Consider the following 25,207-nt stretch of genomic DNA (forward strand, 5'->3'; position numbering starts at 1 on the left):
GGTGAGTTTGCTAAGGTTTCCCGTGGAGGTAGAACCGATGAAACACACCTCTCGTCTTCTGCTCCTGGTTTTCGGGTTCTTGCTTGCGGCCTGCGGTGGGGGCAGCAGCCCGCCCCCCAGCAGCATCACCCTCACCGTGGTGGATGACCAGAACCTGGGGTATGCGGCCAGCTACCAGCTGGGCAGCGGGGCCTGGACGGCCTTTACGCCAAACAGCAGCAACACCTATACCTTCAACCTGAGCGGCAATACCGTTTACGGCGTAGCAGTGCGCTGCAACCCCCCGGTTCCTGGCATGGCTACCGAGGTGCAGGTGATTCAGGCCGCCGCCGCGGAGTTATCCAACCCCAAGGTGACCTGCAGCGAACCTAACCCTAGCACGGTGGCCTACACCCTCAACGTGGATGTCTCGGCGGTGCCAGGGGTGGTCGCAGGGGACACGGTGGTGGTCAGCGGAAAAGACTTTAGCGACGGGGGCAGCGTGCTTAACCCGGCCAATCCGGTGGCGGTAAACCTGACCGCCCCCGCAAGCACCCAAGACCTGCTGGTGACGGTGAGCGCCTCAGGCAACCCCACCAACTACAAGGCCGCCAAGGTGCTGCGAAATGTAAACATCAGCAATGGGGGCTCGAGCAGCACCTCTCTTGCCGCAGCAGATGCCCTCGCACCGGCCAACCTCTCGGCCACTCTTCCGAGCGGCTTTACCCCCACCTATGGCACCGCATCGGTGATCTATCTGAGCAGCGACAACCGGGGCCTGGGCCAGGTGGGGCATGCCACCGGAATGGCAGCGGCCAGCTTCAGCTACCGCCCGGTCAGCGGGTTCGGGAGTGGGGATCGCTACGTGGCCTTCGCCGTGGCTGGGAATAGCGGCAACGTGCTGGAGCGCTACAAGGGCAGCTCCGGCGGGGCCCTTGCCCTCACCCTGCCCAACCCCTGGGCTTCGGGCAGCCTCAGCCTGAGCGCGCTGGCCCACCCCACGGTCAGTGGGCTGAGCTACGGCGGAGCCAATCTAAAAGCCTATCGGATCGAGCTGGAGGACGCCACCCTGATCTACCAGGTCACCCTGGGCAAGGGCTGGCTGGGCAGCAGCACCAGCTATTCCTTCCCCAACCTGGCCAGCCTGCTGAGCTATACCCCCTTTGCCAACGCCAGCAGCGTTCAGGCTTCGGTAAGCGCGCTGCTTTCACCCAACCCCGTGCTGAGCCTGGATGAAAGCAATCCGGCCTCCTTCACCGCCACTACCGATATCGCCCTGGCCATCGCCACCGGCGCCTACACGGTGGGGGGAAGCAACCTGAGCCTCCCCTAGCCATGCCGATCTGGGTCTTGGATGTCGCAGGAGAGAGCTTCCTCCTGGTGGAAGGAACCCGTGATGAAGAGGTATTTTCGGATCTTCTGGCTGGCCTGGGTGGTGCTCTGGGGCGTGGGATGTTCGCCCCAGGGCCCCTCGGTATCGCTCTCACTCTCCCGCGCGGCCATTGGAGAGGAGGTGGAGGCCCGGCTTGTGGGTCTCAGCAGTCAGGGCGCGCGGGTCTACGTGGGCGGGGTAGAGGCCCTGGTCACCGGGCGTGAGGCTGGGCAGCTGCGCTTCAGGGTGCCGGGCCTGCCGGGGGGGCCCCAGCCGGTGCGGGTGGTGGGTGAAGGGCAGGAGGCCCGGGGGGTGCTCTCGGTGCTGGGCACGGTGGATCCCAGCCGGGTGCTGCTGCGGCTGCCCCTGGGCCAGACCCCCCGCCTCCCCACCGGGTTTACCCTAGTGCGGCTGGACAGCCTGCAAGGTTGTGGCTTCGCCCTGGCCGAGCTGGGCTACAGCGGCGAGACCCTGGGCCGGGCCCTGGCCGAACTCGAGGCCCAGGATCCCAGCTATAAAGCCGACCCTGAGAGCCTCTGGAGCCTGGGCGCAACCCAGGGGGGCTTGGAGGTGGGGGCCCCATTGGCCCAGAGCCGGGGCCACCGGGGCCAGGGGGTGCAGGTTGCGGTGCTGGACACCGGGGTAGACCCCGCGGTTCCCCAGCTTTCCGGGTACGACTTTGTGGAAGACGATGCCATCCCTCAGGATGCCTTCCCCGGCGGGCACGGCACCGGGGCGGCGGGGCTGGTCAAGGAGGTGGCCCCCGAGGTCGGAATCCTGCCGCTGCGGGTCTGCGACGCCAGCGGGGTCTGCCGGGCCAGCCGGGTGGTGCGGGGGGTGTGCTGGGTGGTTCAGCACCGCCAGGGCCCCACCGTGCTCAGCCTGAGCCTGGGGGGTGACACCCCGGTAGAAGCCCTGAAGCTGGCCTTGCAGGCGGCTTTAGGCCAGGGCCTCCCGGTGGCTGCGGCAGCCGGCAACCAGGGCAACCAGGGCAGCCCCACCCACTACCCGGCGGCCTTTGACCTGCCAGGGCTGGTGGCGGTGGGGGCCCTGCAAGCCTCCCCGACGGGCTGGCAGCCGGCCCCCTACAGCACCCAGGGTTCGTACGTAGACCTGGCCGCGCCCGGCACGGATCTGGACTGCGTCCAGCCGGGAGGGGCGACGGGCAGCTGCACCGGTACCTCCTTTGCCACGCCCCTGGTAGCCGGGGCCATGGCCCTGTGGCTCGAGGCCCAGCCCACCCTAACCCCCGCCCAGCTTCAGCAGGCCCTGCAGCAGCATGCCAAACCCCTGCCCTACCCGGTCCAAGCGGTGGGGGCGGGGATGCTCGACCTGAGCCAAGTCCCTTGAGTCGGCAATGATCCACATAACCAGCCATACAAACCACCAGAGGAGGAATCCCATGCGGCATAAGAACGTGATCTTGGCAATGGGTTTGGGTTTTTTACTCGCCGGGCTGATGGCGGGGTGCAGCCCAGCAGCCCCGTGTACTACCGCAATCTGCCTTGTAGCCCATTGGCCTTTGAACGAGGCCCCAGGAGCCACCAGTGTGGCGGATGTGGTGGCAAACCCAATTTTTAACCAGGGCGCACCCAAACCCGGCCCCGTGGCGGCCTGGCCTAGTTTCAGCGGCCCGACCCAGGTCAGCGGGCAGGTGGGAGGGGCCCTCTACTTCCCTGGTAACGGGAATACCTGGGTTGAGGTACCTTCTACCCCAGACCTTAACCTCTCCTACGGGAGCTTATACCTGGAAGCCGGGGTGGCCCCAGTGGGGTGTGGGGCTTTAGCCTTCTATCCTGTGCTGGACAAATGGGATCAGGCCACCCAGAACGGATACGCCCTTTACCTGGAAGGAGTGAGCTCAGGAGTGGTTCGGGCGGCTTTCAGGCTGGGGAATCAAACCTTTTTTTCTAACTCCTTCTCTGCTAACTTCAATCCTCCTTCTAGTGGCACCTGGGCTAAGGTAGCGGTGAAGGTAGATGGTACCAATGGCGCCTTCTACGTAAACGGAAGCCCTGCGGGTACCTTCACTGCGCCTAGTGGTGTCACCAACAATACCCTACCGCTTTGGCTTGGGGCCTTGCACACCCAACCCTCGGGCCTCTTCTGCGAGGTCGCTCTTGATGAGATCAAGATAGGCACGATAAATCCCAGCTACAGCGGGCAATAAAGGGAATCTATGAAGCGTTTTTGGCCTCTCCTCTTGCTTCTGTCACTCCTGACCGCCTGCTCGGGCGGCGGGCCTCAGGCCCTGAACGTAACCCTGGTGGATGGGCTCGGGGAGCCCCTACAGCCCCTCGCCGGGGCCTGGCGGCTGGGCCCTCCCCCCTCTACCGCTGGCCTGCCTTGGAACGCCTTACCCCTTTCCCAGACCAGTTGGAACCTACCCATCCCCCCAGGAACCCGTTTCCAGGTGGCCTTTCGCTGTCCGAGCAGCGGTTCCGCCCAGTCCTACGTCAGCCTGGATCTGAGCCGGGCGGAGCTCTCCTCGAGCCTGGTGGTGCGCTGCCCCAGTACCTATGCCAGTCCTACCGTAACGGTTGGGGGCAGTCTGAGCCAGGCCCTTCAAAGCGGCACCGCGGCCTCCGCCCGGGGCCAGGTTTCCCTGAGCGGGGCGGCCTTTTCCAGCCTGCCCCTGCCCCAAGGCATCGGGCACGAGGTGGGGGTCTTCGGGGTAGACAGCGGGGGAACTCCATACTTTGGTCGCACCGGCCCCATTTCCGTAGGGCCGGGCACAACCCTGGTAGGGCCCATCTCCCTGGCCGTCACCCCAACCCTAACCGTCACCGCCCCTCCCGGTTTCCTCTCCGAGGCCGGCCTGATCCTCACCACCTCCGTCCAGCTCCCCCTGGCTGCTTGGCCCGGAGGAACCCAGGGGGTGGGCCGCCCCAGCCTTTCGGCCAAAGACTTTTTCCAGTTCTGGACCTACCATGGGTTTAGTTACGCCTTCTGGCGGATGAATGCCATGGACCCGGCGGTGGCCGCTGGGGCCACGCTGAACCTCGGCGTGCCCCCCCTAAGCCTCTCGGGCAACCAGACCCACACCACCACAGTCCTTCCCACCTTTAGCAGCCTGAGCGCCGGAGGTTTCAGCCCCGGCCTTTCCTTCCTGGGCTATGCCCTCTCCCTGGAAGAGCCGGGGGTGCGCAACTGGCGGCACTACTTGAGCCCGGGGGCCCTGGGGAGCAGTTCCACCTACTACGTGGATCTGGAGAACGCTCCAGGATTCTCCGGGGTGGTGCCCGCGCCGGGCCAGGGCGTACAGCTATACGCCAGCGCCTTCGCCGGAAGCCAAGCCCTGAGCGCTCTTCTCGCGGCCAAGCCCATCCCCAGCGAAACCGTTACCAACCACACCCTGTTCCTGGATCGGATTTGGCCGGTGCACCTCGAGGCTGCCTTCATGCAAAGCAGTTTCACCTGGTGAGCAAGCTGGGCTTGGTATCTCAACCCGCCCTTCCTACTCAAACTTACGCAAGACTTAAGCAGCCGTGTCCAGGAAGGTGTACAGGTCACTCCTGTCCAGGGTCAACTTGCGAGAAATTGCGACGGAGCACAAACACACCAGAACAGGTCTGCAGTTTCAGCTTTTTCAGGTAGAGGTAGATCAGAAGGCCAAAGGTCAGATGCTGGGTGCAGGTGTTGATCTGGCGGTGACGGCAGCGGATCTGGAGTTCCCAATAGCAGATTGGGGTTGGTTCATCGCCAAACGAAAACGAATCAACCCGACCAACGAGAGCCGACAAAGCAATCCAGAAAAGCCACCCGTCGGGTGAGTTGAACTGGAAGGCTACCCCTCAGGCTTCGCTTCCAACTTGGCCGACCTTTACCGAACTTAAACCACGACCGACTACCCTTCAGACTGTGCTTGCCAGGCAAGCCAAGGAGAAACAGCCATGAAGAGCACAGTACTCAAAACCTCCAGCCTGCTGGCGGTGGCGGTGCTTTCGGGGTCGGCCTTGTGGTTCGCGTTTAGCCATGGTCAGTCCAGCACGGCCCCCAGTCCAGTCCCGAGCAGCCTCCAGGGTCTGCTGTCCGATGAACGAAACACTGTGGAGATCGCCCAGACCGCCAGCGAAGGGGTGGTCTACATCTCGGTGCGCAGCAACCCGGCAGCCAGCCTGCCCGATAACCTCCAGCCCTTTGCCCCCTTCCTGCAACCACAGCCCCAGCAGGGCACTGGCTCGGGGTTTGTGCTCGACAAGCAAGGCCACATCTTGACCAACTACCACGTGGTGCAGGGGGCCAGTCAGATCACCGTGCGATTCAAGGACAGCCCCAAGAGCTACACCGCTAAGGTACTGGGCACGGCCCAGCCACTCGACCTGGCGGTTATCCAGGTACAGGCCCCTGCAGAACTGCTTAAGCCCCTAGCGCTGGGCGACTCCGATCAGGTACAGGTAGGCGAGAAAACCATCGCCATCGGGAATCCCTTTGGCCTCGACTACAGCGTTTCGACCGGTATCGTCTCGGCGGTGCGCCGCAACCCCGGCGCAGTGGATGCCCTGGTGCCCACCCTGATCCAGACCGACGCCGCCATTAACCCAGGGAACTCTGGTGGGCCATTGCTCAACTCGAGGGCCCAGGTCATCGGCATCAACACCGCCATCATCTCGCCGTCCGGGCAGTTTGGCAATGCCCAGAACGCTGGGGTGGGCTTTGCCATTCCCATCAACCTGGCCAAACAGTACCTCAAACAGCTCGAGCAGGGAAAAAACATAAGCGACAGGGAGATTCTGGCCTCCCGCCCACGCCTTGGGGTATCGGTGGTACCCCTGGCCGCCTACAATCCCCAGACCCTGAAGGCCAACGACCTGCCCGAGGAGGGTCTGATGGTGCAGAGCGTTGAAAAGGGCTCTCCCGCCGAGAAGGCCGGTCTCAAAGCCTCCACCCGGTTCCTCCAGGTGCAGGCTCCGGATGGCTCAGTGCAGCAGCTGGGCCTGAACGGGGACGTTATCCAGGAGGTAAACGGTACCCCCATCCAGGACATCAACGACCTGCGGGGGGTGCTGGAAGGTGCCGCAGGCCAGCCGGTCACGCTCAAAATCTGGCGCGAGGGCCAGAGCCTGACCGTCACCGCCACACCGCAGCTCCTGGCCAGCAACTAAGCCCTGATTGCATCTTGCCCTCCCCGTTGTATCTTGCCCTCCTCGCCCCCCTCGAGAAACCTCGAGGGGGTTATTGCTTTGACCCCAGGTCTATGCGTTGTCTTGAGGGCGTGGGATCAGGAGGTCGCTAGACGGACGCAGGTTCGAAAACCTGCTGATAGACATCGGGGCCAAAGCTGGTGCTCAGGGGTTCGCCGGGCAGCATACGGTAGCTCCGGCTGCCATCGGGCTTTCGCTCGGCCCGCAGGAACACCGCATCGGGAAAGCCTTCCTCCAATAGCCTGCGCGTAAGGCTGTACATGTGGCTTACCAGGTACACCCGCACCCCCTGGGCCCGCAGCGCCCGCACCACCTGGTAGGCCACTTCGGCCCCCTCGAGCTCGTGGGTTGCCGCAAACGGCTCGTTGAGAAGCACCAAAGCGCCGGGACGCAGATGATCCACAATCCGGCTCATACGCGATAACTCCTCGTCGAACTTGCCGCTTTTGAGGGTGGGATCCTCCTCGCGCTTGAAATGGGTGAAAACCCCCGCACAAAGCCCCGAAGTGAAGGTTTGGGCCCCCACAAATAGCCCCGACTGGAGCATCAGCTGGGCCTGACCCAGGCTGCGCAAAAAGGTGGTCTTGCCGCCCTGGTTGGGGCCGGTCACCACCAGAATGCGCTCCGGATCCTCTAGGTAAAAACTGTTAGGTACCACCTTGCCGCCAGCTTCTAGCTGCTGGCGGGCCAGGGCCAGCTCAAAACCCTCTCGAAGCGATTCCCACTTGTCTTGGGCAATCTCCGGAAGGCAAAAAGAGAGCCCCGCCGTCTGCAAGGGCTGAAGGTAGTCCAGATAGCTCAGGAAGAACTGTACCTCCCAATCAAGCGTGGCGAGCACAGGATCGGGAAAGTCTGGGTGGCGCAGGGTGAAGGCGGCCAGCTCGGCGAAGACCTGGGGAAAGAGCCCCACCACCCCCTCCAGAATGCGCTCCTCGATGTGGTTGAGCTGGTTCCAGTCCGAAAAGCTTACCCGGTAGTCCTTCGAGTGGCCCTGGCGGAAGCGGCCTCGAGCTCGGTCTGGTAGTCGGGCTCGCCGGCCCAGGCGCGCACCGTGACCCGGTCACCCTGGATGTGCAGCGTATAGCGGATGGCCGCCAGGGCCGCCTGCAAACCCTGGGCCTCCTGAGCCAGAGCCGCAAAACCCGCCGAGGCCCGGTACTGCGCGAGGAAAGCCCGCACCCGCTTCAGCCCTTCCGAGGCCAGGCACGAGCCATCCAGGGCCTGGCCCAGGGCCCGCGTCGAGCGCACGTAGAGCAGGGCCGCCTCCAGGAAATAGCCCTGTTGCTGGTAGGGGTTGCTAAGGGTCTGGGCCAGTTTTAACAGCCGCCTGAGCTCCTGCTGGGCCTGGACAAAGGCTCGCAGGGCCTCCCTGAGCACAGGGTCTGCCAGATCGGCAAAGACGGCCTGGCGGTAGCGGATGGCTTCTGGCTCGTGCAGGGGGGTGTAGTACAGCGGGCGCAGGTCGAACTCGAGGCCCCCCACAGCCTTTTCCACCACCCGGTCGAGGTTCAGGTCGGGGAAGAAGGGTGGCGGCTCCACCACCAGCGAAGCAGGGGTCGTGGGCCAGAGCAGGCTGGGCGTCATGGAGCCTCCTCGGGGGTGAAGGCGAGCAAGGCCTGCTGGAGCACACTGGCCAGGGCGGCCCGCGCCGGGTCGAAGGCCCTGAAGCCATCGGCAGGGCGGGCGGCCTCCTCCAGACTCTGGCTGCGGGCCTGCTCGAGCCGCCGCAGGAGGGCGGCCACACTCAGAGCCAGCCAACGTTCGCCCTCGAAGCGCCAGGGTTCGCCGTGCTCGGCCTGCCACAGGCTTTGGGCCTGCTCTTCCAGCGGCTCCAGCGCCTCGCGCCAGACCCCCAGCGTGCGGGCCTGGTACAAGAACAACAGCGTGGCCTCGAGCGGCTCCATCTGCTCGGCAGCGCCCGGAGGGGCCAGCCGGTGGAGCAGGTTGAGGGCCACACCCGCCTCGGCCCGACTGCCCTGAACATGAAACTCCAGCACCTGCCGGTCGCTTTCGCACTTGTAGAGCTGGTAACGCAGCACGGCGTTCTCCCGAAGCGCCGGGCCTGCGTCTTGAACCAGACGGTGATTTTGTTTTTCGCAGAAGGCCAGATCCTGCTCGAGCTGGGCCACCCGCGCCTCCAGGGCTGCTTTTTCACTTTGCAGGCGGGCCAGGTCGGGTGGGGGCGGCCTGTGGAAGAGCTTCACGCCCGTACCTCCTTCAAGGTGGCGTAAAATCGCCACAGAAACAGCGCAGCAGCTATTTGCAGCAGCACCGCAAAGGCGACCAGATGCCGGGGGGCCAGGCTGTAAAAGAAACCCATGGCCAGGCTGCCCAGCATCCAGGCCCCCCCAAACGCGGTATCGAAAAGGCCGTAGGCGCTGCCCCGGCGGGCCTGCGGGCTCAGGACGGCCACCGCCGTACGCATCAGGCTTTCTTGCAGGCCCAGCGCGCTGCCCCAGAGGAGCGCCGCCAGCACCAGTACCCCCAGGCCTTGCCCCAGGAAGAACAACGGGGCCACCGCCAGGCTCAGCACCGGCACCCCCCAGAGCAACCGGAGCCCCAGCCGGTCAAAGAGGTGCCCCACCCCGTAGGCCACCAGGGCGTCGGCTCCCATGGCCAGGGCGAACAGGAGCGGGATGGTGGCCGCCGGGACGGCACGGGTTGCCTCCAGGTGGTAGGCCACCAACTGAAAGTGCGCAAACCCTGCCACCGTCAGCATGGCAAAGAGCAAATAGGCGTAGTAAGCTCGGGGAAGGCTTTCCCAGTCCTGCGGCGCGGACGGCCTGGCCACCCCATCGAGCCGCCGGGCCGATAGCAGGAAGACCAGGGCCAGCAGCGCCGGCACGAGGAGTCCGGCAAACCCCAGGCGGTAACCCCCCAGGCTCACCAGCAAGGCCACCAGCAGGGGCCCCAGAAACGCCCCCGATTGATCGAGTAGCTCATGCAGGCCAAAGACCTTGCCCTGGCCCAGATGATCGCCCGCGTGGGAGAGCAGCGCATCGCGCGCCGGGGTGCGCAGGCCCTTGCCCAGGCGCTCGAGAAACAAGAGCAGGGCCGCACCCCAGGCGGAGGGTGCCAGGGCCAGGGCCGGGATGGAGAGCAGGTTCAGGGCATAGCCCAGGTACATAAGCCGCCAGGGCTGGCCGCTCCGATCCACCCAGCGCCCGGCAAACAGGCGTACCAGGTAGCCCAGGAACTCGCCCACCCCGGCCACCGCCCCCACCAGCAAAGGCCCGGCCCCCAGCACCGCCAGAAAGGGCCCGCTGATGCTGCGCCCGCCCTCGTAGGTGAAGTCAGCAAAGAGGCTCACCAGCCCCAGGCCCACCACCAGCCGCCAGGCTGTCTGGGTGTTGGTTTTCATGCAGCCTCCCGCAACCATAGCCAGCCTGCCTCCTGCTGCCAGTAGCCCAGCCACTCCCCCCAGTCGGCCAGGGCCTGGGCCGTCTGTTCGGCGTGGGGGCCCGTCACCAGGTCGGCCAGGGCCACGAGCGAGAGCCGCCCACCGGCCCGCCGCAGGCGGGCCCGTACCGTTTCCAGGGGAAGCTCCCCCAGCAAACCCTCGAAGGTCGGGGGTCGCACCTCGGGCCGCGCCGCCCAGGCGCAGCCCAAGGGGGTGGGCATCAAGGCCAGTCCGCTTTGGACCACCAGGCCCAGCCGCTCGGCCAGCTCGAGGGTCTCCAGGGGCTGGTCTACGATCGCCCGCAAGACCGGGGCGGCCTCCTCTAGCGGGGCCTCGCGCGCCTCGCAGAGCCAGGCCACCACCCGGTAGAGGTCGGCAGGACCTGCCAGAAACCTGAGTTGTGGTTGCATACCTCTCCTCCTAGAGCCGGGCCTCGAGGTAGATCCGGCGCAGCTCGTGGCGCACATGCTCCTCCAGCGGCAGGCGTTCCAGCGCGGCCAGCAACGGGGTGCGGTCGTATTCCAGGCGACACAGGCGCACCTCGCCGTCCTCCCACAGGGCAAAGGCAGTACGGGGATCGCCGTCCAGGGGCTGCCCCACCGAACCAGGGTTGATCACCATCAGTTCTCCTACCCGGCGCACAAGGGGCAGGTGGGTATGGCCGACCAGCAAGAGATCAGCCTTCACCCCGGCGCAAAGCGCGGCCAGCAAGGGCCCGTCCGCGTCGGGGCGCAGGCGGTAGTCGTGGAGGGGGTCGCTCGGGGTGGCGTGCACCATGGCCACCCGAACGCCCGACAGCTCCCAGGTGAGCTGCACCGGCAGGCTGCGCAGGAGGGCCATCTGGGAAGCGGTGAGTCGCTGGCGGGTCCATTCGGCAAGCGTCCGGGCCAGCCTGGCTTTGGCCGGGGCGGCTTTGGGGTCTTGCCGAAAGGCCACTGCCTGGTCGTGGTTGCCCCGCACCGCCACCGCGCGTCGGCTGGTCAGCCAGTCCAGCACGGCGCCGGGCTCGGGCCCGTAGTTCACCGCATCGCCGGCCACCAGTACCGCGTCCACCGGCCCCACCCTCCGCTCTATGGCCTCCAGGGCCCAGGGGTTGGCATGGATATCGGTCAGCAACAAGAGCCTCATGACCGCTCCTTGGGCAGGTAGCGGATTACCTCTACCTTTTCCATGGTGATGAGCCCCTCCTGCACCATCTGATCCAGCACCGGCAGGAACTCGCGGATTTTCTCCTCGGCGTCCACAATCTCCACCAGCACCGGCAGGTCTTCAGCGAGCTGCAGAATTTTGCTGCTGTGGATGCGCGAGTGGGCCCCATACCCTTCAAAACCTTTGAACACGCTCACCCCCGCCAGCCCGAAGCGCCGGGCCTCGAGCACAATCGCCTCGTGCAGCGGCTTGCCGTGCCAGTGGTCGGCCTCGCCGATGAATATGCGGAGTAGCTTGGCTTCACCTTGCAGTTTCATGCAGACCTCCCTTTAGGCCACCATCCGTCCGCCAAGGCTGTAGCCCAACCAGGTCAGCAAGAGGCCCAGCAGCAGGCTCAGTTGGGTATAGAGCATCCAGGAAACCCACTGTCGGCCCTGCAACAGCCCCAAGGCTTCCCAGCTCAGGGTGGAAAAGGTGGTGAAGCCCCCACAAAAGCCCATGGCCAGAAGAAAACGACCCTCCCGCGAAACCGCGCCCTCGGCAGAGAGCCGCAGCACCAGGCCAATCAAAAAGCTGCCAAGCAGGTTGACGGTCAGGGTACTCCAGGGAAAACCGCTGCCCAGGCCACTCTGGATCAGGCTGCCCAGGCCATAGCGGAGCACCGAGCCCACCGCACCCCCCAGGAAGATGAGCAGATAGCGGTTGGAGAAAAAACTCTGCCAGAAGCTCATCCCAGCCCTCACAAAACTCCTTTCGCGGATGCCCCGCATTTCAATGCGGGGAGGAAGCGGAAGCCGGGCGAAGCCCGGTCTAGCACACCCATCCGCTGGTGCGCTACAGTACATCCATGCACAGGGCAGAAACCGTCGTGCTCAAACTGCGCGCCCCCGGCAGGGCCAAGCGGGCCTGGCTCGACCAGACCGCTGAGCGCTTCCGCCAGGGAACGCAGCTTGGCCTTGATTTCGCTCTGAGCGCCAAAACCTCGAACAGGGGGAAAATCCATGCCGCCGCCTACTCGAACATCCGCACCCTGGGCTTGCCCTCCGACTACTGCCGCATGGCAGTCAACCAGGCCGTGCAGCTTGCGAGAAGCCATTTTGGGCTTCGCAAGAGCAAGCAGCGGACGGGCAGACCGACGGTGGTACGTAGCCAGGGGATAGGGCTGGGGGTCAACGCCTACCGGGTCGTGGGCACAGCCCTTCGGCTTTCCACCGGGGTGCAAGGTGACTACATCTGGCTCCCCCTTTGTGTCCCGCGGCATTGGCGGGACAAACTGCAATACGTCCAGGGTGATGCTCGGCTGTTCAAGCGGGGCGAAGACTGGTTCGTGATGCTGCCCCTTAGAATACCCACTACCCCAACCATCTGTGATGGACACGGCGAACCTACCGTGATCGGGGTTGACCTGGGCATCGTTCGGTTGGTCGCAGCCAAGCATCCCAATGGCCTTTTTGTTGCCAACGGTAAACCCATCCGCCATGAGCGCGAGCACCGGGCCTCTCTCCGCAAACGCTACCAACGCCACCGCCGTACCGACCGGGTCAAGGCGATGCGGGGTAAGGAGCGCAGATGGATGACCGACCTCAACCACAAGACCAGCAAGAAGTTGGTAGACCTTGCAACCCAGTACCCCAATCCGGTGCTGGCCTTCGAGAAGCTGGACGGCATTCGGGATAGGGTGCGGGGCAGCAAACGCTTCAACCGCATGGTCTCTAGTTGGGCCTTTCGGCAACTGGTGGATTTTGTTCTCTACAAGGCCGAGCGAGCCGGGGTGCGAGTGGTGTTCGTAGACCCCCGCAAGACCAGCCGTACCTGCCCCCGCTGTAGGCACGCTACCCGGGCCAACCGACCCGAGCAGAGCCACTTCCGATGTGTGGCCTGCGGCTACCAGGGCAACGCCGATGTGGTAGCCAGTTTGAACATCGCTGACGTAGCGGCTGGACTGCTGCGTCATGGGCCGCCTGACACGGCCCGACCGAGCGCCGCGCCACGGCGCGGCGCAGGTCAGCCTGGTCTCATTGGAGACCGGGTGGATGGGGTAAAGGTGTGGGCTTCCAGGTGTACGGGCATGGCCCGTCCCGAAAGGGAATCTACCTCGGCTCATGCAGACTCCAACCTCGAAAGTTCCGCGTAGGAGCCCCCGGACTGAAGTCCGGGGAGGATGTCAGTGCACCACCATCACCGGGCAGGGCGCATAGCGCAGCACCCGTTCCGAGACCGAACCCAGCATCCAGCGCTGCACCCGCGTGAGCCCGCGCCGCCCCAGCACCACCAGGTCGGCTCCGCACTCCTCGGCATAGCGCATCAGTACCTCAGCCGGATGCCCCACCCGGCGGTGCAGGTGTAGCTCTACCCCGTGTTTATGGGCGGCGGCCCGAGCCCAGCTAAAGGCCTCGCTGAGGGCGGCCTGGGCCTGGTTCAGGGCTCCCTCCACCTCGCCCTCGAGCTCGGCAAACTCCGGAGGCCGCACCACCGCCACCGCATGCACTCCCCCTTGAAAGGCCCGGGCCAGCTCGAGGGCCTCCAGCAGGGCCTTGCGCGAGGATTCCGAGCCGTCAAACCCCACCACGATTCGCCTGAACATCCTCCACCTCCGTCAAAATGTTCTCGATTCGCTCTAGACCCCGCTCGAGCAACGACAGCCGAACCTCCAAAAAGCCCGCCACCTCCGGTTTGAGCGGCCCGTAGCTGCTCAGATGGGCCGGGCGTAGCTCCTCCAGGTTGGCCCAGTGGGCCGAAAGACCCGCCCAGATCAAATCAAACCGGTCGTGCCGAACCGGCTCCAGGGCCAGCAAGCGGGCCAGTTCGCCCACCTGCCCCCGCAGCGCATCCGCCACCTTCACGATGCTCTCCGCCCGCTCGTGGCTTTGCAGGGCGTTGGCCTCCTGGTACAGGTGCCCCACCAGGGGCTCCTCGGTCAGGGCACGCTCGAGCCGCAGCAGGTACTCCTCCAGCTCGGCCAGGGCCAGCGAGAGCACCCGGCGGTGGTTCTCGGTCAGCCTCATGCTGCTACCTCCTGGGTGGACTTAGACACCTGCTCCAGGTGCCGCCTTGGCAGGAAGAAGCGGTTGGCCAGCCAGGTAGGCACCACCGCGCTGGCGATTACCGCCGCGACCAGGTAGGAGTACTGCGCCGCGCTGATGATGCCGTGGCTCAGGCCATACAGGGCGCTGATGGTGCCGAAGGTCAGCCCGGTGCTCATCAAGAGGGTGGTGTACATGGACTCCCCCTGCGGGTAGTGGTAGCGGTGGGTCACCGGAAAAACGCCCACGAACTTGGTGAGCATCTTGCCCAACAGCAGCGCCGCAAAAACCCCAAAGCCGCTCACCAGCACCGGCATCTGCACCAGCGAGCCAGCCCGGATGAAATAGAAGGGGGTCAGGAAACCGAAGGTGAGGGTGCGCAAGCGGCGCACCAGGGCGTGATCCTTGCCCACCGTGCCGGCCAGCACCATGCCCACCAGATAGGCCGGTAGCACCGCCTCGGAGCCACTCCAGACCGCCAGCCCCCCCAGCGCAAACAGGGCAAAGAGCAGAAACTTGGCCTCGAGCTCGCTGGTACGCCCCCCATACTTTTGGAAGAAGGGCCCGGTAACCTTCAAAAGTACAAACAGCCCCCCCGCCAGGCCCAGGGCAAAAAGCAGGGTACGCAGGCCAAACGGCGCAAAGAGCAGCCCCAGGGCCACCACCGTTGCCAGGTCGTTCACAAAGCAGGCCGCCAGGATGAGTTTGCCGTAGGCGGTTTTGTTGAGGCCCAGCTCGAGCATGACCGCATACACCACCGCCACGCTGGTAGTGGAGAGAGCCACCCCGGCCAGCCAGGCCGGCTGTGCGGCCCACCCCAGGAGGTAGTGGGCAATGGCTGCCACCCCCAGGAAGGGGGCCAGAAAAGCGGCCAGACCCAACACGGTGGCCTCCTTCCAGCTTTTGCGGAAGGCTTCGGGCTCGAGCTCGGCCCCGGCCAGAAAGGTCAGCACGATGCTCCCCACCCCGGCCAGAAAAGCAATCCAGCCCTGCTCAGCCCCCAGCACCTTGGGCCCCAGGGCTGCCCCCACCCCGAGCTGCGCCGCCACCCCTACCACAATCTCGGTCAGGGCCACCGACAAACCTAACCAGATGGAAAGCAGGGTAGCCAGAAGGGCCAGCCCCAACCAGAGCGCCGCCGAAAACCAGATATTCTCCATGCCTGTCCTCCCTGTGGTCGGGGCAGGTAAGAGAAACCCCTACCCCTTCTGGAGTAGGAGCTATCAGCCCTGGGGGCGGTTATGGCGAGCTCCATCGCCTTTGAGAGCAGTATGGGGGCCTGGGGTAAAGAATTGGTAAAGATCAGAACCAACGCAGTATCTGATGGGAGATTACGATAAAGTCATGAAACAGCAGTTCACGGCCCATCTGTGGCGTGAGGACAACCTGCGGGTAGCCCGGTGCCTCGAGGTGGACGTGGCCAGCCAGGGAACCAGTGAGGAAGAGGCCCTACAAAATCTGCGGGAGGCCCTGGAACTATACCTCGAACCCCCATTGCCAAACCCTTTGCCCTTGCTGTGCAAGGTGGAGGTAGAGCTTGGGGTCGCTTAGGCCCCTCCCCTACCGCGAGGTAAGGCGTCGCCTTGAAGCTGCGCTGCGGGTTTTATCCTTCAGTCACAAAAGGGCAGCCACGTCAAGCTCGTGCGGGAAGAGGGATGGTGCGCACCGTAATTGTTCCTGCCCATGAGGAGATTGCAGTGGGAACATTACGAAGTATCCTACGTCAGGCTGGTTTAGGCCTGGAGATTTTCGAGACCCTGTAAAAACGTTTAGTACAGCGTCGTAAAGGAGCCTATACATTCTGCCGAACGTTGGTCTGAGCGCTCGCCAACCAGTCTCTCAGGTGGCAACCGTCATTGCGAGGAGGCCAAAGGCCGACGAAGCAATCCAGAAGAAGTTTGCCAAACTACCAGCTGGGTTGGGCGATCTGGATTGCTTCGCATCCTGCGGATGCTCGCAATGACTAGAAGACTTCCAGGACTCCAGTGAAAATGTACAGGCATCTATACGACTGTGTATTTAGATTCCCTGCCCTCACCCATCCTTTACGGGCAGATCAAGAGCGCACCCCTGGCTCCCTGCACCACACCGTCCACCGTGCGACCAAAGCGCAGGCCCAGGAAGACCCCGTGCCCGTGGGTACCCATTACCAGAAGGGAATGGGGCCCGGTTAGCGAAGCCAGGGCTTCCGCCGGGCGCCCCTGAATCAACTCGGCGGAGACGGGGTCAATGCCGAGCTCGTGAAGGAGTCCCCCTGCCTGGCGCAGGGTGGTCTCGTCTACGCGGCTCTCTTCACGCACCGCCCGCAGCAGGAGGGGCAGACCCCAGCTTTGGGCCAGCCGAGCGGCCACCTGTAGGGCATCGGCGGCTTTTGCGCCACCGTCGTAGGCCAGCACCACCTGGCGGGGCTCGGAGGCCCCTCCTACCGCCAGCCAGACCGGCACCGGGCTGCGGCGCACCCAGGTATCCTGCAGGGCCCGCAGTTTATGGCCCCCCCCAGAGCGGCCCAGCACCATCAGGTCGGCCTGGTGGGCAGCCTCAAGCACCTGGGCGGCCACGTCCCCCATGCGCAGCTCGGTGGTGTAGCGCACGCCCGCAGCCTGGCATTCACGCTCGAGGTGATCGAGGCTCTCCTTGGCCCGATCCTCGGCAATCCGGAGCAGATGGGCCTCCATGGACAGATTGGGATCCACGGGCTGGGGCGGCAGGCCGTTGCCCATATCCATCAGCAGCGGCTCGGTCTGGTAAGGAGCCGGGTCGAAGACGTTGAGCCCGTGGATTATTCCGCCGTGTTTTTGGGCTATCTGCAGGGCCTGCTGCAAGGCCATCTGGGCGCTTGTACCGCTGTTGTAGGGAACCAGGATTCGTTCGAACATACGCACTCCTTTCTGACACCGGATAAAAAGACCATCTACAACGCAAAAAGCCTGCTGGAGGCTAGCGCTTGAAAACCAATACCAGCACCCCCAGGGTGACCAGAGCGATGCCCAGCCAGTCGCGCAGGCTCGGGCGTTCCCCCAGAAAGAGCATGGCCAGCAGTGCCACCAGCACCACGCTGAGCTTGTCCACCGGGGCCACCCGGTGGGCCTCCCCGAGTTGCAGGGCCCGGAAGTAGGCCACCCAGGAGGCCCCCGTAGCCAGCGCCGAGAGGCCCAGGAAGAGCCAGGTCGGGCCCGGCAAGCTCAGGGGATTGATCCACTTGCCCGAGAGGCCCACAAATGCCAGCAGGGCCCAGAAGATCAGGAAGGTACGCACCAAAGTGGCAAAGTCGGCGTCCACCCCGCGCAACCCCAGCTTGGCCAGAATAGCCGTCAGGGCCGCAAAGAAGGCGGAGAGCAAAGCCCACAGCGCCCACCCGGCCATCTTAGACCTGCGCCCCCACCGGGCCCAAAAACGCACCCGCCACCACGATCTGGTCCCCCTCGAGGCGAATGGGTAGCTGCGCCAGGGCCTGCGGGGCCGGCCCACTGACCACCCGGTCTTGCCGGGGGTCGTACAGCGCTCCGTGGCAGGGGCAGCGCATCAGCTTCTGCGCTGCGTCCCACAGGCTCACCGTGCAGCCCAGGTGGGTGCAGATGGCCGAGTAGCAGACCACACCCTGGGCCACATGGGCTGCCACTTTAGCGTCGTAGCTGCTGGGGGGTTGTTTGAGCACCAAAAGGGTGTTCTTGGGCTCCTTGTTGCGGATCACCCGGGTCTTGGGGTCCATCGGGAAGGCCAGCTGAAAAGGCCCGCCCTCGGCCAGGTCAGAGGTCAGGATGGGCTGGTTCATCTTGGCGCCGGTGGCGTACACCAGAATGTCCCCCTCCTGCGGGGGCTCGTTCTCGGGGGTCTTGGTGACCCTGGGGATGAGCCCTGCCCCCACGTAAAGGCTCGAGAGCAGTGTGGCCACTGCAGCGGTGCCCATGGCCGCCTGCAGCACCGCCCTGCGGGTGGGCATGGCCTTTTCGTCGGCTTCGCGCATGGCTTCTTCGTGGTCTTCCATTGCCATCACTCCTTTGCAAGCAACACGGTATGGTTCTGGGCTTCCCAGCCCTCCTCAAAGCGGCGGGTGAACTCGAGCGAACGATGACCTTGCAGCAAATCGGCCTTCAAAAAGACCCCAAACCGCCCAAGTCCCACCGGGACAGCGGCCAGCTCCTGCGTGCCCTGCCAGCCGTCGAAGCCAAAGTGGAGGGCGAAGGGCCGGGCCTCCTCGAGCAGCAGGGTGCGCCCAGGCGGGATGGCAATATAGGGGGTATCGCTGCGCCAGTGCAGTACCGCTGGCGGATGGGGGCGCTGATAGCGCTCGGCCACGGAGCTGATTCGCTCGGCGGGACGGCCCTTCCGCCAGGCCAGAAAGAGCTTCAGGTACTCGGCATGAGCCCAGACCAGGGGCATGGCACTGCCGGTGGGCCTGCCGGGAAAGAGCCCCCGCTCGGGAATCGGCGCACCATCCCAGACCTGCTCGGGGATGAGCCCACCCGCACTCGCGGAGCGGGCCATGGCCTCGAGGTAGCGCCGGGGGTCCTCCCCACTCAGAAGCGCATAATGACCCCGCTCACCTGAGAGCAGCGGCCAAGCCCGGCCCACCCCCGTCCCGTCGAAGGGCCGACCGTCGGCATGCTCGCCGTAGCCGTCGTGGTTGTAACGGTGGTAAAAGACCCCGCCTGGGGTCTCGACCCTCAAGAGGGCCTCCACCAGGCGCAGGGTGTCCTGGATGCGGGGGTCGTGGGGGGTGCGCAGCCCCAGCCGAACCAGGTAGAGGAAATCCAGGCTGATGAGTTCTTGGGCGCTCAGGCACTCGCCCCCGCGGTTCTGTACCCGTACCCGTCCCCGCAGGCCCAGCGCCCCCGGTGGGCGAATGCGCACGTAGTGGCCCCGCAGCCCGTACTGCTGGTCGAGGGGGGTGTTCTGCACAAAGGTCCACTCCTCGATGCGGGCGTTCCAGTCGTCGGCCAGCGAAAGGGCGTAACTGCGCTCGGGCTCCTCCAGAAAGGCCGCCCCTGCAACCAGCGCGGCGACCTGCACCCCCAGGGTGTAGGGATTGGCCCCGGCGTTCTCCTCCCAGCGGTCTTGCGGGCTGTAGGGGCCGTTATTTGCGATGAAACGCAGGGCTTGCTGCACCATCCGGGCCGCTCCGACCCGCTCGGAAAGGTGCCCCTCCTCGGCCAGCCGGGCCGCCAGTAGCACCGGCAGGGCCACCTCATCGAGCTGAAGACCCTGCCAGTAGGGGCGGCCATCGGGGTAAAAGTTCTGCGGCCAGCTCCCATCGCGGGCCTGGGTGGCCACCAGATAGGCCAGCATCCGCCCTGCGTCGGCCACCTGACCGGCCATCTGCAGGGCCAGCCCCACCTCCACCGCGTCGCGCGGCCAGACCAGGTGGTAGCCGCCGGGGTCGTCGTGGGTGGGCCCCCAGGGGGTGGAGAGGCTGGCCACCACCGCTCCGGGGTAGGTGGTGTCTTCGTGCACCTTGAGCACCATCGCCGAGGTGCGGGCAAGCCCGGTGAGCTGGGGATTCTCTCCCTCTATCTGTAGCTGGTGGGCCCAGTCCTGCCAGCCCTTCAGGTAGCGGGCCTTGAGGGACGAAAAGCCCTCGGCCAGGCTCGAGGCGGCCAGGGTGTGGGCCCCCTCTGGGGTGCGGGCCAGGCCCAGGGCCAGCACCCCCTCGCCGGTCAGCAGCTCGCCCATCAGGGCTACGTTGCCGCCCTGGGCTCGGCTAAACTGCCAGGTCATGGCCCCGTTGTGCCGGAAGTCCTGCCAGCCGTCGGAATAGCCCACAAACCCCGCGCTGGCCCGCGCAAACCCGGGCTCGGCCAGCCAGCAAAGCGCGGCCCCTTCCTTCTGGGCATACAGAGCAGCACCTTCCAGCCAGGCGGTGTTGCCCTGACCGCTGCCGCCCAGGTGAGGGGCCAGCAGGGGGTAGAGGCGGAACCCTTCGCCCTGGAGCCGGTAGTGCACCAGCATTACGTCTCGTGCGGGATCGGCTAAAAATTCGAGCTCGAGGGTATACCCTTCCCCCTGGTGCACCACAAGGGGCAGGGGAATCTCGGGTGCGGGGGTGGACAGGGTGTAGTTTCGCAGGCGCTTGACCTCGTACCAGGCCCCTTCCCGGGCCACAATAAAGCCCAGGTCGCGGATCTGCGGCTCGCCGGTAGAAGGCCAGAAGACCTCGTTGAGGATGCCGTGCCCCAGCGTAAACCAGACCCGGCTGGTGCCCAGGGCGGTGCCCACCAGGTCCTTGTCGCTGGAAGCCCAGGTCGGGGCAATGCCCGGTGCGCCAAAAGCCTCCATCAGTTTCTCCCCAAAGGCCGCCAGGCGTGCCCCTCGTCCATCAGGCGGCCCATGCCCACCGGCCCCTCCGAGCCCGCCGGGTAGGACTCCGGCTGGCCCTGAACCCAGGCCCCAAGCACCGGCTCCAGAATCCGCCAGGCCCACTCCACCTCGTCAAAGCGCAGGAAGTGCGTGCGGTCGCCTTGCAAGGCGTCCAGCAGAAGCTGTTCGTAGGCGGTGTAGGAGGTGTCACCGGGGCGCTGGTAGGGGGCTTCAAAAACCAGCGAGCGCGTCCTGAGTGACAAGCCTGGCTCCTTGGCCCAGGCCCAAAGCTCCAGGCACTCCTCGGGCCTGGTGCGGAAGACGAGCCAGTTGTGCTGGGGAGGGGCCTCGCCAAAAAACCGGGTAGGCACCTCGCGAAAGGCAATGGCCACTTCGGCGTAGTCGGCCCCCAGCCGCTTACCGCTGCGCAGGTAAAAGGGCACCCCCCGCCAGCGCCAGTTGTCCACGTACAGCTTCAAAGCGGCAAAGGTCTCGGTGGTGGAACTGGGCGGGATGTGGGCCTCCTGCAAATAGCCTGGCACCCGCTGCCCCCTCAGGCTTCCGGCGATGTACTGCCCCCGCACCGCATGGGCGTCTACCTGGTCGGGCGAAATGGGCCGCACCGAGCGCAGCACCTCTACCTTGTGTTCACGCAGAATATCGGCGTCCCAGACCGAGGGGGGCTCGAGGGCCACCAGGGTAAAGAGCTGCATCAGGTGGTTCTGGAGCATGTCCCGCAGGGCCCCCGCGCGGTCGTAATAGCGCCAGCGGCCCTCCACACCCAGGGTCTCGGCGTAGGTAACCTGCACCTGGGCGATGTGCTGAGCGTTCCAGACTGGCTCCAGGAAACGGTTGGCCAGGCGGAAAACCAGGAGGTTCTGGGTGGTCTCCTTGCCCAGGAAGTGGTCAATCCGAAAAAGCTGCTCTTCCCGCCAGTAGCGGTGCATCTGGGTACGCAAGGCCTCTGCGGACGTCAGGTCGTGGCCAAAGGGTTTCTCCACCACCAGTCGGCGAAAGCCCTGGGCCCCCTGGTTCAGCCCGGCCTGCCCCAGCCCTTCTGCGGCGAGGCCAAAGAGATCGGGGGGCAGGGCCAGGTAGAAGAGGGTGTTGGTTCCAACGGCGCCGCGCAGGGCGGCCAGCCTCGAGGGGCTCAGGTCACCCGAGAGGTACTGCACCTGACCCCGCATCCGCTCCCAGACCGAAGGGTCGAACTCCGGTACGAACTCGCGCAGGGCGGCCTCGAGGTGCTGAGCAAAGAGGACGTCGTCCCACTCGCTCGTGGCATACCCTACCAGCCGAAGCCCTTCCAGATGACCCCTGGCCCACAGCCGGTACAGCGCAGGGGCCAGCAGCCGCCGGGTGAGGTCGCCGGTGGCCCCAAGGATGACCAACGTGGTTTCGGCAGGCACCTGGGCGTTCATACCCAGATATGCTCTTGCTCTCTGGTTAGGATTTGGTAAAGGGGTGCCCCCAGATGAGGGGGATTCACCCAGCGCTTCGTTGTGGCTGTTGCCAGGCCAGGGGGTCGAGCCGATAAAAGCCCTTCAGTTGGGCGTAGACCTCGGGGTGCTGAGCCAGCAGCGCCTGAGGGCGTTCGAAAAAAGCTTCGCTGGCCACCGCAAAAAACTCCGCCGGGTGGGTAGCCCCGTAGGTGTCGAGCACCTCTTTGGAAAAGGATATATGGGCCTTTTCCTGGGACAGCTGCTCAAAGGCCTGCCGCATTACGCGGGCCCAGGTGGCGTAGACCCCCCTCGAGCCCCGCAAGCGGGGAACCCCATCGGCGGCCCCGTTCTCTTCGTCGATCTGGTGGGCAAACTCGTGCAGCACCACGCTGTGCGCCCCGGCCAGGGCCCGCGCCCCTCGGAGGGCATCATCCCAGGAAAGCACCACGTTGCCAAAGCCCCAGGACTCCCCCAGCCGAGCCACCTCGCCCTTGGCCAGCACGCCCCCCGGCAAAACCTGGGTCACCGTGGACACAAAGGCGCTGGGGTAGACCAGAACCCGGTTGCAGTGCGGGAAGCCGTCGCTGGCCCCGCCCAGCAGCAGCAAACAGGCCTCGGCGGCGATGGTCACCCGAATTTCATCGGTGATCTCCAGGCCCCCACACCCCTCAAAGGGCTTCTCGTGCAAAAACACCTGCACATGGCCCTGCAAGGCCTGCTGCTCCTGGGGGCTCAGAAAGCGGTAATGCGCCACGTTGCGCTCCAGAACTGGCACCCACTCCGCCGGAAAAGGCTGTCGGCGCAGGTGCTCTCGCTGCCACTCCTTGAGGCTGAACATACCTGCATCTTACCGCAGGGTCGCCCCCTCAACCTCCTTCCCACATTGGCCTGCTACCCTTCGCTCGGCCTTAGGCCAAAGAAGAGGTGAACATGAAACAACTACTATGGATGCCCCTGGTTTTAGGTCTGGCCATTGCCCAGACCCCAACCCCTGCCCCGGTACAGAGCCCCGCTCAGAGGAGCGAGCAGCGCCTGGTGCAGAAAGCCACCCAGGAAGTCGCCAAGGCCCAGGCTGCCAAGAGCTACCTGCAGGGCCTTCGCCTGAGCAATACCCCGGCCTGGCTTTCGCAGGGCGATGCGCTTTTGACCCAGGCCCAGAGCGACTTGCAGGCCCAGCGGTACTTTGCCGCCAAGGAGCGGGCCGATGCAGCCAAAAAGGTCTACGAGGCCGCGCTGGTTCTGAATGGACAGACCCTGGGCAAACCCAAGAAGGAGGCTGCCCGCCCCGATAAGAGCGCCGAGCAGGCCTACCGGGCCCAGCAGAAAGTAGGACGCCTCGAGGCCGAGCTGGCCTACTACCGCAACAACAACCCCTCTGTACGCAATCTGCTCAGCGCAGCCAAAGGGCTACAGACCAGCCAGCCCGAGGTGGCCCGCAAGCTGGCGGAGGCCGGGCTCGATATCATCAAGGCCAACCGGGGGTTCTGAGAACCCCTGGGCTAGACTGGACGTATGCCCCATCTTGCAGCGCTATTCCTCTTGCTCGGGGCCGTGCTGGCCCAGCCCCTCCCCTCTCCAACCGGGGGGAGGATTGGCCTCGAGCAGGCCGTGCTGCTGGCCCAGCGCTACCTGAACCAGCCCCTGGAGCCCTACAAAGCCGAGTTCAAGCGAAAGCCCAGGGAGGGCCTGCAGGTATGGGAGATCCGCCTGGGCGGGTTTGAGGTCTGGGTGGATACGCAGAACGGTCAGGTGACCTACCTGCGGGCCCGACCCGCCCCCCCGCACACCCGGCAGCCCCATTTGCCCTTCAGCCAGGCCCTGGCACTGGCGAAAGGCCTGGTGCCTTCGCTGGAGGAACTCGAGCTCAAACTCAAAGAGGGCCGCCTGATCTGGGAGGCCAAGGGGGCCGGACGCGAGGTGTGGCTGGACGGGCGGGATGGGCGGTTAATCCGCTCCAAAAGCGACTGATGCCCCACAGATTGGCCAGACCCCTGCTTTACCAGATCTTAACCCAGGAGCCGCAAACTGCCCCAGGGCTGCCTCTTCCTGGGCGGCTCGGAGCCAGAGAGGCCAGGGACGCAATCATGCCAGATAGGCCGCACCGACTCCCTCGAGTACGGCTCGGCCATGACATCCTGCAAGGCTTCCCCTAAAGCGGGCAGGTTGCTTCATCGGCAAAGGTCTTCTGTTATGCCCTACCCGGTGTAGGCGCACCAGGCATTTCACCGAACACCCTCGAGGTTTTATGCGCAAACTAATCCAAAGCCCTATCAGCCGCCGTAGCCTTATCTACCGGGCCGCTGGCCTGGCCCTGACCCTCTGGGCAGGCCGCAGCCTGGCCCAGCCCCTGCCGGCCCGCATGCAGCTCGACATCAGCTTCGAGATTGTCAACCCTGGGGGCGGAAGATTCAAACCCCCCTATGTGGCCGCCTGGATCGAGAACGCCTCGGGCCTGCCGGTACGCACCCTGGCGGTATGGTTCAACCAGTCCCGCAAGGGCTGGCGCTACCTGGATGAGCTGCGGCGCTTTATCCGCTTCGGCAACCCCGCGCCCACCGTCTCCGGCCCCACCCGCCTACCCGGACGCTACACCCTGGTATGGGATGGCCGGGACGACAAAGGCAACCCCCTTCCCCAGGGCAGCTATTTCGTCTGCCTGGAAACGGCCCGCGAGGATGGCCCTTATGTGCTGATGCGGGAGCCCATCACCCTGGCGACGAGCACCTTCAACAAGGTCGTTTACCCAGGCAAAGACCTCAAGGAGGTAACCCTTGCGTACCATTAAAGCCAGCCATGCCGTCGCACAGACCCGCGCAGGTCAGCCCCTCCGGGCACAGGCTTACGTCTGGGCACGCTCGATTCACCTCTACACTTCGATGATCAGTCTGGTGGTGGTGCTGTTTTTTGCCGCTACCGGCATCACCCTCAACCACCCCGACTGGGCCTTTGGCAACACCCAAACCACCCACACCTACCAGGGAACCCTGCCTTCAGCCTGGCGGCCCAACGGCCAGATCGACTGGTTGAAAACCGCCGAGTTCCTGCGAAGCCAGCACAGCCTGAAGGGCCAGGTACAGGACACCACCCAGGATGCCCAGGAAGCCTCGCTGAGCTTCCGCGCACCCGGATACGCCGCCGACGCTTTCATTCAGTTACAGACCGGAAGCTATACCCTGCGGGTGGTGGCCCAGGGCCCGGTGGCCGTGCTCAACGACCTGCACCGGGGACGCGACGCAGGAGCCGCCTGGAGCTGGGTGATTGACCTGGCGGGGGGCTTTCTGGGGATTGTCGCCCTGAGCGGCCTGGCCCTATCCCTCTTCCTGCGCAAGACCCGGAAGGCCGCCGTCCTGACCGCACTGGTGGGCAGTGGGCTGCTATTGTTGTTGATGTTAACCACCCGGTAG

29 protein-coding genes and 1 riboswitch are annotated in these 25,207 nt (G+C 65.2%); of the genes, 12 read left to right on the forward strand and 17 right to left on the reverse strand.

Annotation, left to right across the window (positions count from 1 at the left end; translation table 11 throughout):
- Nucleotides 1–37 precede the first annotated feature (37 nt).
- The 6 genes from J3L12_RS12300 to J3L12_RS12325 all read left to right on the forward strand — a co-directional run bounded on the left by J3L12_RS12300 (nt 38) and on the right by J3L12_RS12325 (nt 6,456).
- Nucleotides 38–1,312, forward strand: coding sequence for a peptidase S8 and S53 subtilisin kexin sedolisin (locus tag J3L12_RS12300; RefSeq protein WP_208015353.1), 1,275 nt, complete (start codon nt 38–40; stop codon nt 1,310–1,312).
- A gap of 63 nt (nt 1,313–1,375) precedes the next feature.
- Nucleotides 1,376–2,701, forward strand: coding sequence for a S8 family serine peptidase (locus tag J3L12_RS12305; RefSeq protein WP_208015354.1), 1,326 nt, complete (start codon nt 1,376–1,378; stop codon nt 2,699–2,701).
- Between the two features lie 109 nt (nt 2,702–2,810).
- Complete coding sequence (locus tag J3L12_RS12310; RefSeq protein WP_243455210.1) at nt 2,811–3,521, forward strand: LamG domain-containing protein; 711 nt, start codon at nt 2,811–2,813, stop codon at nt 3,519–3,521.
- A gap of 9 nt (nt 3,522–3,530) precedes the next feature.
- On the forward strand, nt 3,531–4,775 hold the full coding sequence (locus J3L12_RS12315) for an ArsR family transcriptional regulator (protein ID WP_208015356.1): 1,245 nt from the start codon (nt 3,531–3,533) through the stop codon (nt 4,773–4,775).
- Nucleotides 4,776–4,881: 106 nt separating this feature from the next.
- Nucleotides 4,882–5,124, forward strand: a complete 243-nt coding sequence (locus tag J3L12_RS12320; RefSeq protein ID WP_208015357.1) for a hypothetical protein — start codon at nt 4,882–4,884, stop codon at nt 5,122–5,124.
- A 120-nt stretch (nt 5,125–5,244) separates the two neighbouring features.
- Nucleotides 5,245–6,456, forward strand: coding sequence for a trypsin-like peptidase domain-containing protein (locus tag J3L12_RS12325; protein WP_208015358.1), 1,212 nt, complete (start codon nt 5,245–5,247; stop codon nt 6,454–6,456).
- Nucleotides 6,457–6,583: 127 nt separating this feature from the next.
- On the opposite strand, the gene J3L12_RS16780 is transcribed toward J3L12_RS12325, so the two are convergent.
- Genes J3L12_RS16780 through crcB form a run of 8 tightly spaced genes read right to left on the reverse strand, consistent with a single transcriptional unit; the run spans nt 6,584 to nt 11,775 of the window.
- Entirely contained in the window at nt 6,584–7,405 is an 822-nt protein-coding gene (locus J3L12_RS16780) for a hypothetical protein (RefSeq protein ID WP_208015359.1), read from the reverse strand.
- A gap of 56 nt (nt 7,406–7,461) precedes the next feature.
- Nucleotides 7,462–8,079: a hypothetical protein gene (locus tag J3L12_RS12335; protein ID WP_208015360.1), complete on the reverse strand. Its 618-nt coding sequence runs from the start codon at nt 8,077–8,079 to the stop codon at nt 7,462–7,464.
- Entirely contained in the window at nt 8,076–8,699 is a 624-nt protein-coding gene (locus J3L12_RS12340; RefSeq protein WP_208015361.1) for a hypothetical protein, read from the reverse strand. Before J3L12_RS12340 ends, J3L12_RS12335 begins: the two co-directional genes overlap by 4 nt.
- Nucleotides 8,696–9,856: an MFS transporter gene (locus tag J3L12_RS12345; RefSeq protein WP_208015362.1), complete on the reverse strand. Its 1,161-nt coding sequence runs from the start codon at nt 9,854–9,856 to the stop codon at nt 8,696–8,698. The genes J3L12_RS12340 and J3L12_RS12345 overlap by 4 nt, the downstream gene beginning before the upstream one ends.
- Nucleotides 9,853–10,305 carry a hypothetical protein gene (locus J3L12_RS12350; protein ID WP_208015363.1) on the reverse strand — a complete coding sequence of 151 codons (453 nt, stop codon included), beginning with the start codon at nt 10,303–10,305 and terminating at the stop codon, nt 9,853–9,855. The genes J3L12_RS12345 and J3L12_RS12350 overlap by 4 nt, the downstream gene beginning before the upstream one ends.
- Before the next feature lie 10 nt (nt 10,306–10,315).
- Nucleotides 10,316–11,023 carry a metallophosphoesterase family protein gene (locus tag J3L12_RS12355; protein WP_208015364.1) on the reverse strand — a complete coding sequence of 236 codons (708 nt, stop codon included), beginning with the start codon at nt 11,021–11,023 and terminating at the stop codon, nt 10,316–10,318.
- Nucleotides 11,020–11,361: a DUF190 domain-containing protein gene (locus tag J3L12_RS12360; protein WP_208015365.1), complete on the reverse strand. Its 342-nt coding sequence runs from the start codon at nt 11,359–11,361 to the stop codon at nt 11,020–11,022. Before J3L12_RS12360 ends, J3L12_RS12355 begins: the two co-directional genes overlap by 4 nt.
- 12 nt (nt 11,362–11,373) lie before the next feature.
- Nucleotides 11,374–11,775: a fluoride efflux transporter CrcB gene (gene crcB / locus J3L12_RS12365; protein WP_208015367.1), complete on the reverse strand. Its 402-nt coding sequence runs from the start codon at nt 11,773–11,775 to the stop codon at nt 11,374–11,376.
- Nucleotides 11,776–11,891: 116 nt separating this feature from the next.
- Here crcB and J3L12_RS12370 point away from each other — a divergent pair, with 116 nt between their 5' ends.
- A complete protein-coding gene (locus J3L12_RS12370) occupies nt 11,892–13,178 on the forward strand; it encodes an RNA-guided endonuclease TnpB family protein (protein WP_208015368.1) in 1,287 nt (428 codons plus the stop codon).
- Nucleotides 13,179–13,208: 30 nt separating this feature from the next.
- On the opposite strand, the gene J3L12_RS12375 is transcribed toward J3L12_RS12370, so the two are convergent.
- Genes J3L12_RS12375 through J3L12_RS12385 form a run of 3 tightly spaced genes read right to left on the reverse strand, consistent with a single transcriptional unit; the run spans nt 13,209 to nt 15,227 of the window.
- Nucleotides 13,209–13,628: a universal stress protein gene (locus J3L12_RS12375; protein WP_208015369.1), complete on the reverse strand. Its 420-nt coding sequence runs from the start codon at nt 13,626–13,628 to the stop codon at nt 13,209–13,211.
- The gene (locus J3L12_RS12380; RefSeq protein WP_208015370.1) at nt 13,600–14,049 is read right to left on the reverse strand and encodes a hypothetical protein; all 450 of its coding nucleotides are present in this window, start codon (nt 14,047–14,049) and stop codon (nt 13,600–13,602) included. Before J3L12_RS12380 ends, J3L12_RS12375 begins: the two co-directional genes overlap by 29 nt.
- A complete protein-coding gene (locus J3L12_RS12385) occupies nt 14,046–15,227 on the reverse strand; it encodes a cation:proton antiporter (RefSeq protein WP_208015371.1) in 1,182 nt (393 codons plus the stop codon). The genes J3L12_RS12380 and J3L12_RS12385 overlap by 4 nt, the downstream gene beginning before the upstream one ends.
- Before the next feature lie 47 nt (nt 15,228–15,274).
- Nucleotides 15,275–15,335, reverse strand: a riboswitch (Fluoride riboswitch).
- A 76-nt stretch (nt 15,336–15,411) separates the two neighbouring features.
- Between J3L12_RS12385 and J3L12_RS12390 the strand changes: the two genes are divergently transcribed.
- Nucleotides 15,412–15,618 (forward strand): type II toxin-antitoxin system HicB family antitoxin, encoded by a 207-nt coding sequence (locus tag J3L12_RS12390; RefSeq protein WP_208015372.1) that lies wholly within the window; start codon nt 15,412–15,414, stop codon nt 15,616–15,618.
- Nucleotides 15,619–16,112: 494 nt separating this feature from the next.
- On the opposite strand, the gene J3L12_RS12400 is transcribed toward J3L12_RS12390, so the two are convergent.
- The 6 genes from J3L12_RS12400 to J3L12_RS12425 all read right to left on the reverse strand — a co-directional run bounded on the left by J3L12_RS12400 (nt 16,113) and on the right by J3L12_RS12425 (nt 22,641).
- Nucleotides 16,113–16,943: a universal stress protein gene (locus J3L12_RS12400; RefSeq protein WP_208015376.1), complete on the reverse strand. Its 831-nt coding sequence runs from the start codon at nt 16,941–16,943 to the stop codon at nt 16,113–16,115.
- Nucleotides 16,944–17,004: 61 nt separating this feature from the next.
- Nucleotides 17,005–17,430 (reverse strand): EamA family transporter, encoded by a 426-nt coding sequence (locus tag J3L12_RS12405; RefSeq protein WP_208015377.1) that lies wholly within the window; start codon nt 17,428–17,430, stop codon nt 17,005–17,007.
- Between the two features lies 1 nt (nt 17,431).
- A complete protein-coding gene (locus tag J3L12_RS12410) occupies nt 17,432–18,052 on the reverse strand; it encodes a Rieske 2Fe-2S domain-containing protein (RefSeq protein WP_208015378.1) in 621 nt (206 codons plus the stop codon).
- Nucleotides 18,053–18,057: 5 nt separating this feature from the next.
- Nucleotides 18,058–20,340, reverse strand: a complete 2,283-nt coding sequence (locus J3L12_RS12415; RefSeq protein WP_208015379.1) for a glycoside hydrolase family 15 protein — start codon at nt 20,338–20,340, stop codon at nt 18,058–18,060.
- On the reverse strand, nt 20,340–21,782 hold the full coding sequence (gene zwf, locus J3L12_RS12420) for a glucose-6-phosphate dehydrogenase (protein ID WP_208015380.1): 1,443 nt from the start codon (nt 21,780–21,782) through the stop codon (nt 20,340–20,342). The genes J3L12_RS12415 and zwf overlap by 1 nt, the downstream gene beginning before the upstream one ends.
- A gap of 64 nt (nt 21,783–21,846) precedes the next feature.
- Nucleotides 21,847–22,641 carry a M90 family metallopeptidase gene (locus tag J3L12_RS12425; protein WP_208015381.1) on the reverse strand — a complete coding sequence of 265 codons (795 nt, stop codon included), beginning with the start codon at nt 22,639–22,641 and terminating at the stop codon, nt 21,847–21,849.
- Between the two features lie 92 nt (nt 22,642–22,733).
- On the opposite strand from J3L12_RS12425, the gene J3L12_RS12430 reads away from it, so the two are divergent.
- The 4 genes from J3L12_RS12430 to J3L12_RS12445 all read left to right on the forward strand — a co-directional run bounded on the left by J3L12_RS12430 (nt 22,734) and on the right by J3L12_RS12445 (nt 25,207).
- Nucleotides 22,734–23,291, forward strand: coding sequence for a hypothetical protein (locus J3L12_RS12430; RefSeq protein WP_208015382.1), 558 nt, complete (start codon nt 22,734–22,736; stop codon nt 23,289–23,291).
- 24 nt (nt 23,292–23,315) lie between these two features.
- Nucleotides 23,316–23,771 (forward strand): hypothetical protein, encoded by a 456-nt coding sequence (locus J3L12_RS12435; protein WP_208015397.1) that lies wholly within the window; start codon nt 23,316–23,318, stop codon nt 23,769–23,771.
- Nucleotides 23,772–24,048: 277 nt separating this feature from the next.
- Complete coding sequence (locus tag J3L12_RS12440) at nt 24,049–24,588, forward strand: DUF2271 domain-containing protein (protein ID WP_208015383.1); 540 nt, start codon at nt 24,049–24,051, stop codon at nt 24,586–24,588.
- The gene (locus J3L12_RS12445; protein WP_243455203.1) at nt 24,575–25,207 is read left to right on the forward strand and encodes a PepSY-associated TM helix domain-containing protein; all 633 of its coding nucleotides are present in this window, start codon (nt 24,575–24,577) and stop codon (nt 25,205–25,207) included. The genes J3L12_RS12440 and J3L12_RS12445 overlap by 14 nt, the downstream gene beginning before the upstream one ends.

This window comes from Meiothermus sp. CFH 77666, from assembly GCF_017497985.1.
GTDB lineage: Bacteria > Deinococcota > Deinococci > Deinococcales > Thermaceae > Meiothermus.

What these genes read in the sequence shown, in the direction of transcription:
- J3L12_RS12300 (WP_208015353.1), top strand. Translation starts at nt 38, where the DNA reads ATGAAACACACCTCTCGTCTTCTGCTCCTGGTTTTCGGGTTCTTGCTT.
- J3L12_RS12305 (WP_208015354.1), top strand. Translation starts at nt 1,376, where the DNA reads ATGAAGAGGTATTTTCGGATCTTCTGGCTGGCCTGGGTGGTGCTCTGG.
- J3L12_RS12310 (WP_243455210.1), top strand. Translation starts at nt 2,811, where the DNA reads ATGGCGGGGTGCAGCCCAGCAGCCCCGTGTACTACCGCAATCTGCCTT.
- J3L12_RS12315 (WP_208015356.1), top strand. Translation starts at nt 3,531, where the DNA reads ATGAAGCGTTTTTGGCCTCTCCTCTTGCTTCTGTCACTCCTGACCGCC.
- J3L12_RS12325 (WP_208015358.1), top strand. Translation starts at nt 5,245, where the DNA reads ATGAAGAGCACAGTACTCAAAACCTCCAGCCTGCTGGCGGTGGCGGTG.
- J3L12_RS12335 (WP_208015360.1), bottom strand. Translation starts at nt 8,079, where the DNA reads ATGACGCCCAGCCTGCTCTGGCCCACGACCCCTGCTTCGCTGGTGGTG.
- J3L12_RS12345 (WP_208015362.1), bottom strand. Translation starts at nt 9,856, where the DNA reads ATGAAAACCAACACCCAGACAGCCTGGCGGCTGGTGGTGGGCCTGGGG.
- J3L12_RS12350 (WP_208015363.1), bottom strand. Translation starts at nt 10,305, where the DNA reads ATGCAACCACAACTCAGGTTTCTGGCAGGTCCTGCCGACCTCTACCGG.
- J3L12_RS12355 (WP_208015364.1), bottom strand. Translation starts at nt 11,023, where the DNA reads ATGAGGCTCTTGTTGCTGACCGATATCCATGCCAACCCCTGGGCCCTG.
- J3L12_RS12360 (WP_208015365.1), bottom strand. Translation starts at nt 11,361, where the DNA reads ATGAAACTGCAAGGTGAAGCCAAGCTACTCCGCATATTCATCGGCGAG.
- crcB (WP_208015367.1), bottom strand. Translation starts at nt 11,775, where the DNA reads ATGAGCTTCTGGCAGAGTTTTTTCTCCAACCGCTATCTGCTCATCTTC.
- J3L12_RS12370 (WP_208015368.1), top strand. Translation starts at nt 11,892, where the DNA reads ATGCACAGGGCAGAAACCGTCGTGCTCAAACTGCGCGCCCCCGGCAGG.
- J3L12_RS12375 (WP_208015369.1), bottom strand. Translation starts at nt 13,628, where the DNA reads ATGTTCAGGCGAATCGTGGTGGGGTTTGACGGCTCGGAATCCTCGCGC.
- J3L12_RS12380 (WP_208015370.1), bottom strand. Translation starts at nt 14,049, where the DNA reads ATGAGGCTGACCGAGAACCACCGCCGGGTGCTCTCGCTGGCCCTGGCC.
- J3L12_RS12385 (WP_208015371.1), bottom strand. Translation starts at nt 15,227, where the DNA reads ATGGAGAATATCTGGTTTTCGGCGGCGCTCTGGTTGGGGCTGGCCCTT.
- J3L12_RS12390 (WP_208015372.1), top strand. Translation starts at nt 15,412, where the DNA reads ATGAAACAGCAGTTCACGGCCCATCTGTGGCGTGAGGACAACCTGCGG.
- J3L12_RS12400 (WP_208015376.1), bottom strand. Translation starts at nt 16,943, where the DNA reads ATGTTCGAACGAATCCTGGTTCCCTACAACAGCGGTACAAGCGCCCAG.
- J3L12_RS12405 (WP_208015377.1), bottom strand. Translation starts at nt 17,430, where the DNA reads ATGGCCGGGTGGGCGCTGTGGGCTTTGCTCTCCGCCTTCTTTGCGGCC.
- J3L12_RS12410 (WP_208015378.1), bottom strand. Translation starts at nt 18,052, where the DNA reads ATGGAAGACCACGAAGAAGCCATGCGCGAAGCCGACGAAAAGGCCATG.
- J3L12_RS12415 (WP_208015379.1), bottom strand. Translation starts at nt 20,340, where the DNA reads ATGGAGGCTTTTGGCGCACCGGGCATTGCCCCGACCTGGGCTTCCAGC.
- zwf (WP_208015380.1), bottom strand. Translation starts at nt 21,782, where the DNA reads ATGAACGCCCAGGTGCCTGCCGAAACCACGTTGGTCATCCTTGGGGCC.
- J3L12_RS12425 (WP_208015381.1), bottom strand. Translation starts at nt 22,641, where the DNA reads ATGTTCAGCCTCAAGGAGTGGCAGCGAGAGCACCTGCGCCGACAGCCT.
- J3L12_RS12430 (WP_208015382.1), top strand. Translation starts at nt 22,734, where the DNA reads ATGAAACAACTACTATGGATGCCCCTGGTTTTAGGTCTGGCCATTGCC.
- J3L12_RS12435 (WP_208015397.1), top strand. Translation starts at nt 23,316, where the DNA reads ATGCCCCATCTTGCAGCGCTATTCCTCTTGCTCGGGGCCGTGCTGGCC.
- J3L12_RS12440 (WP_208015383.1), top strand. Translation starts at nt 24,049, where the DNA reads ATGCGCAAACTAATCCAAAGCCCTATCAGCCGCCGTAGCCTTATCTAC.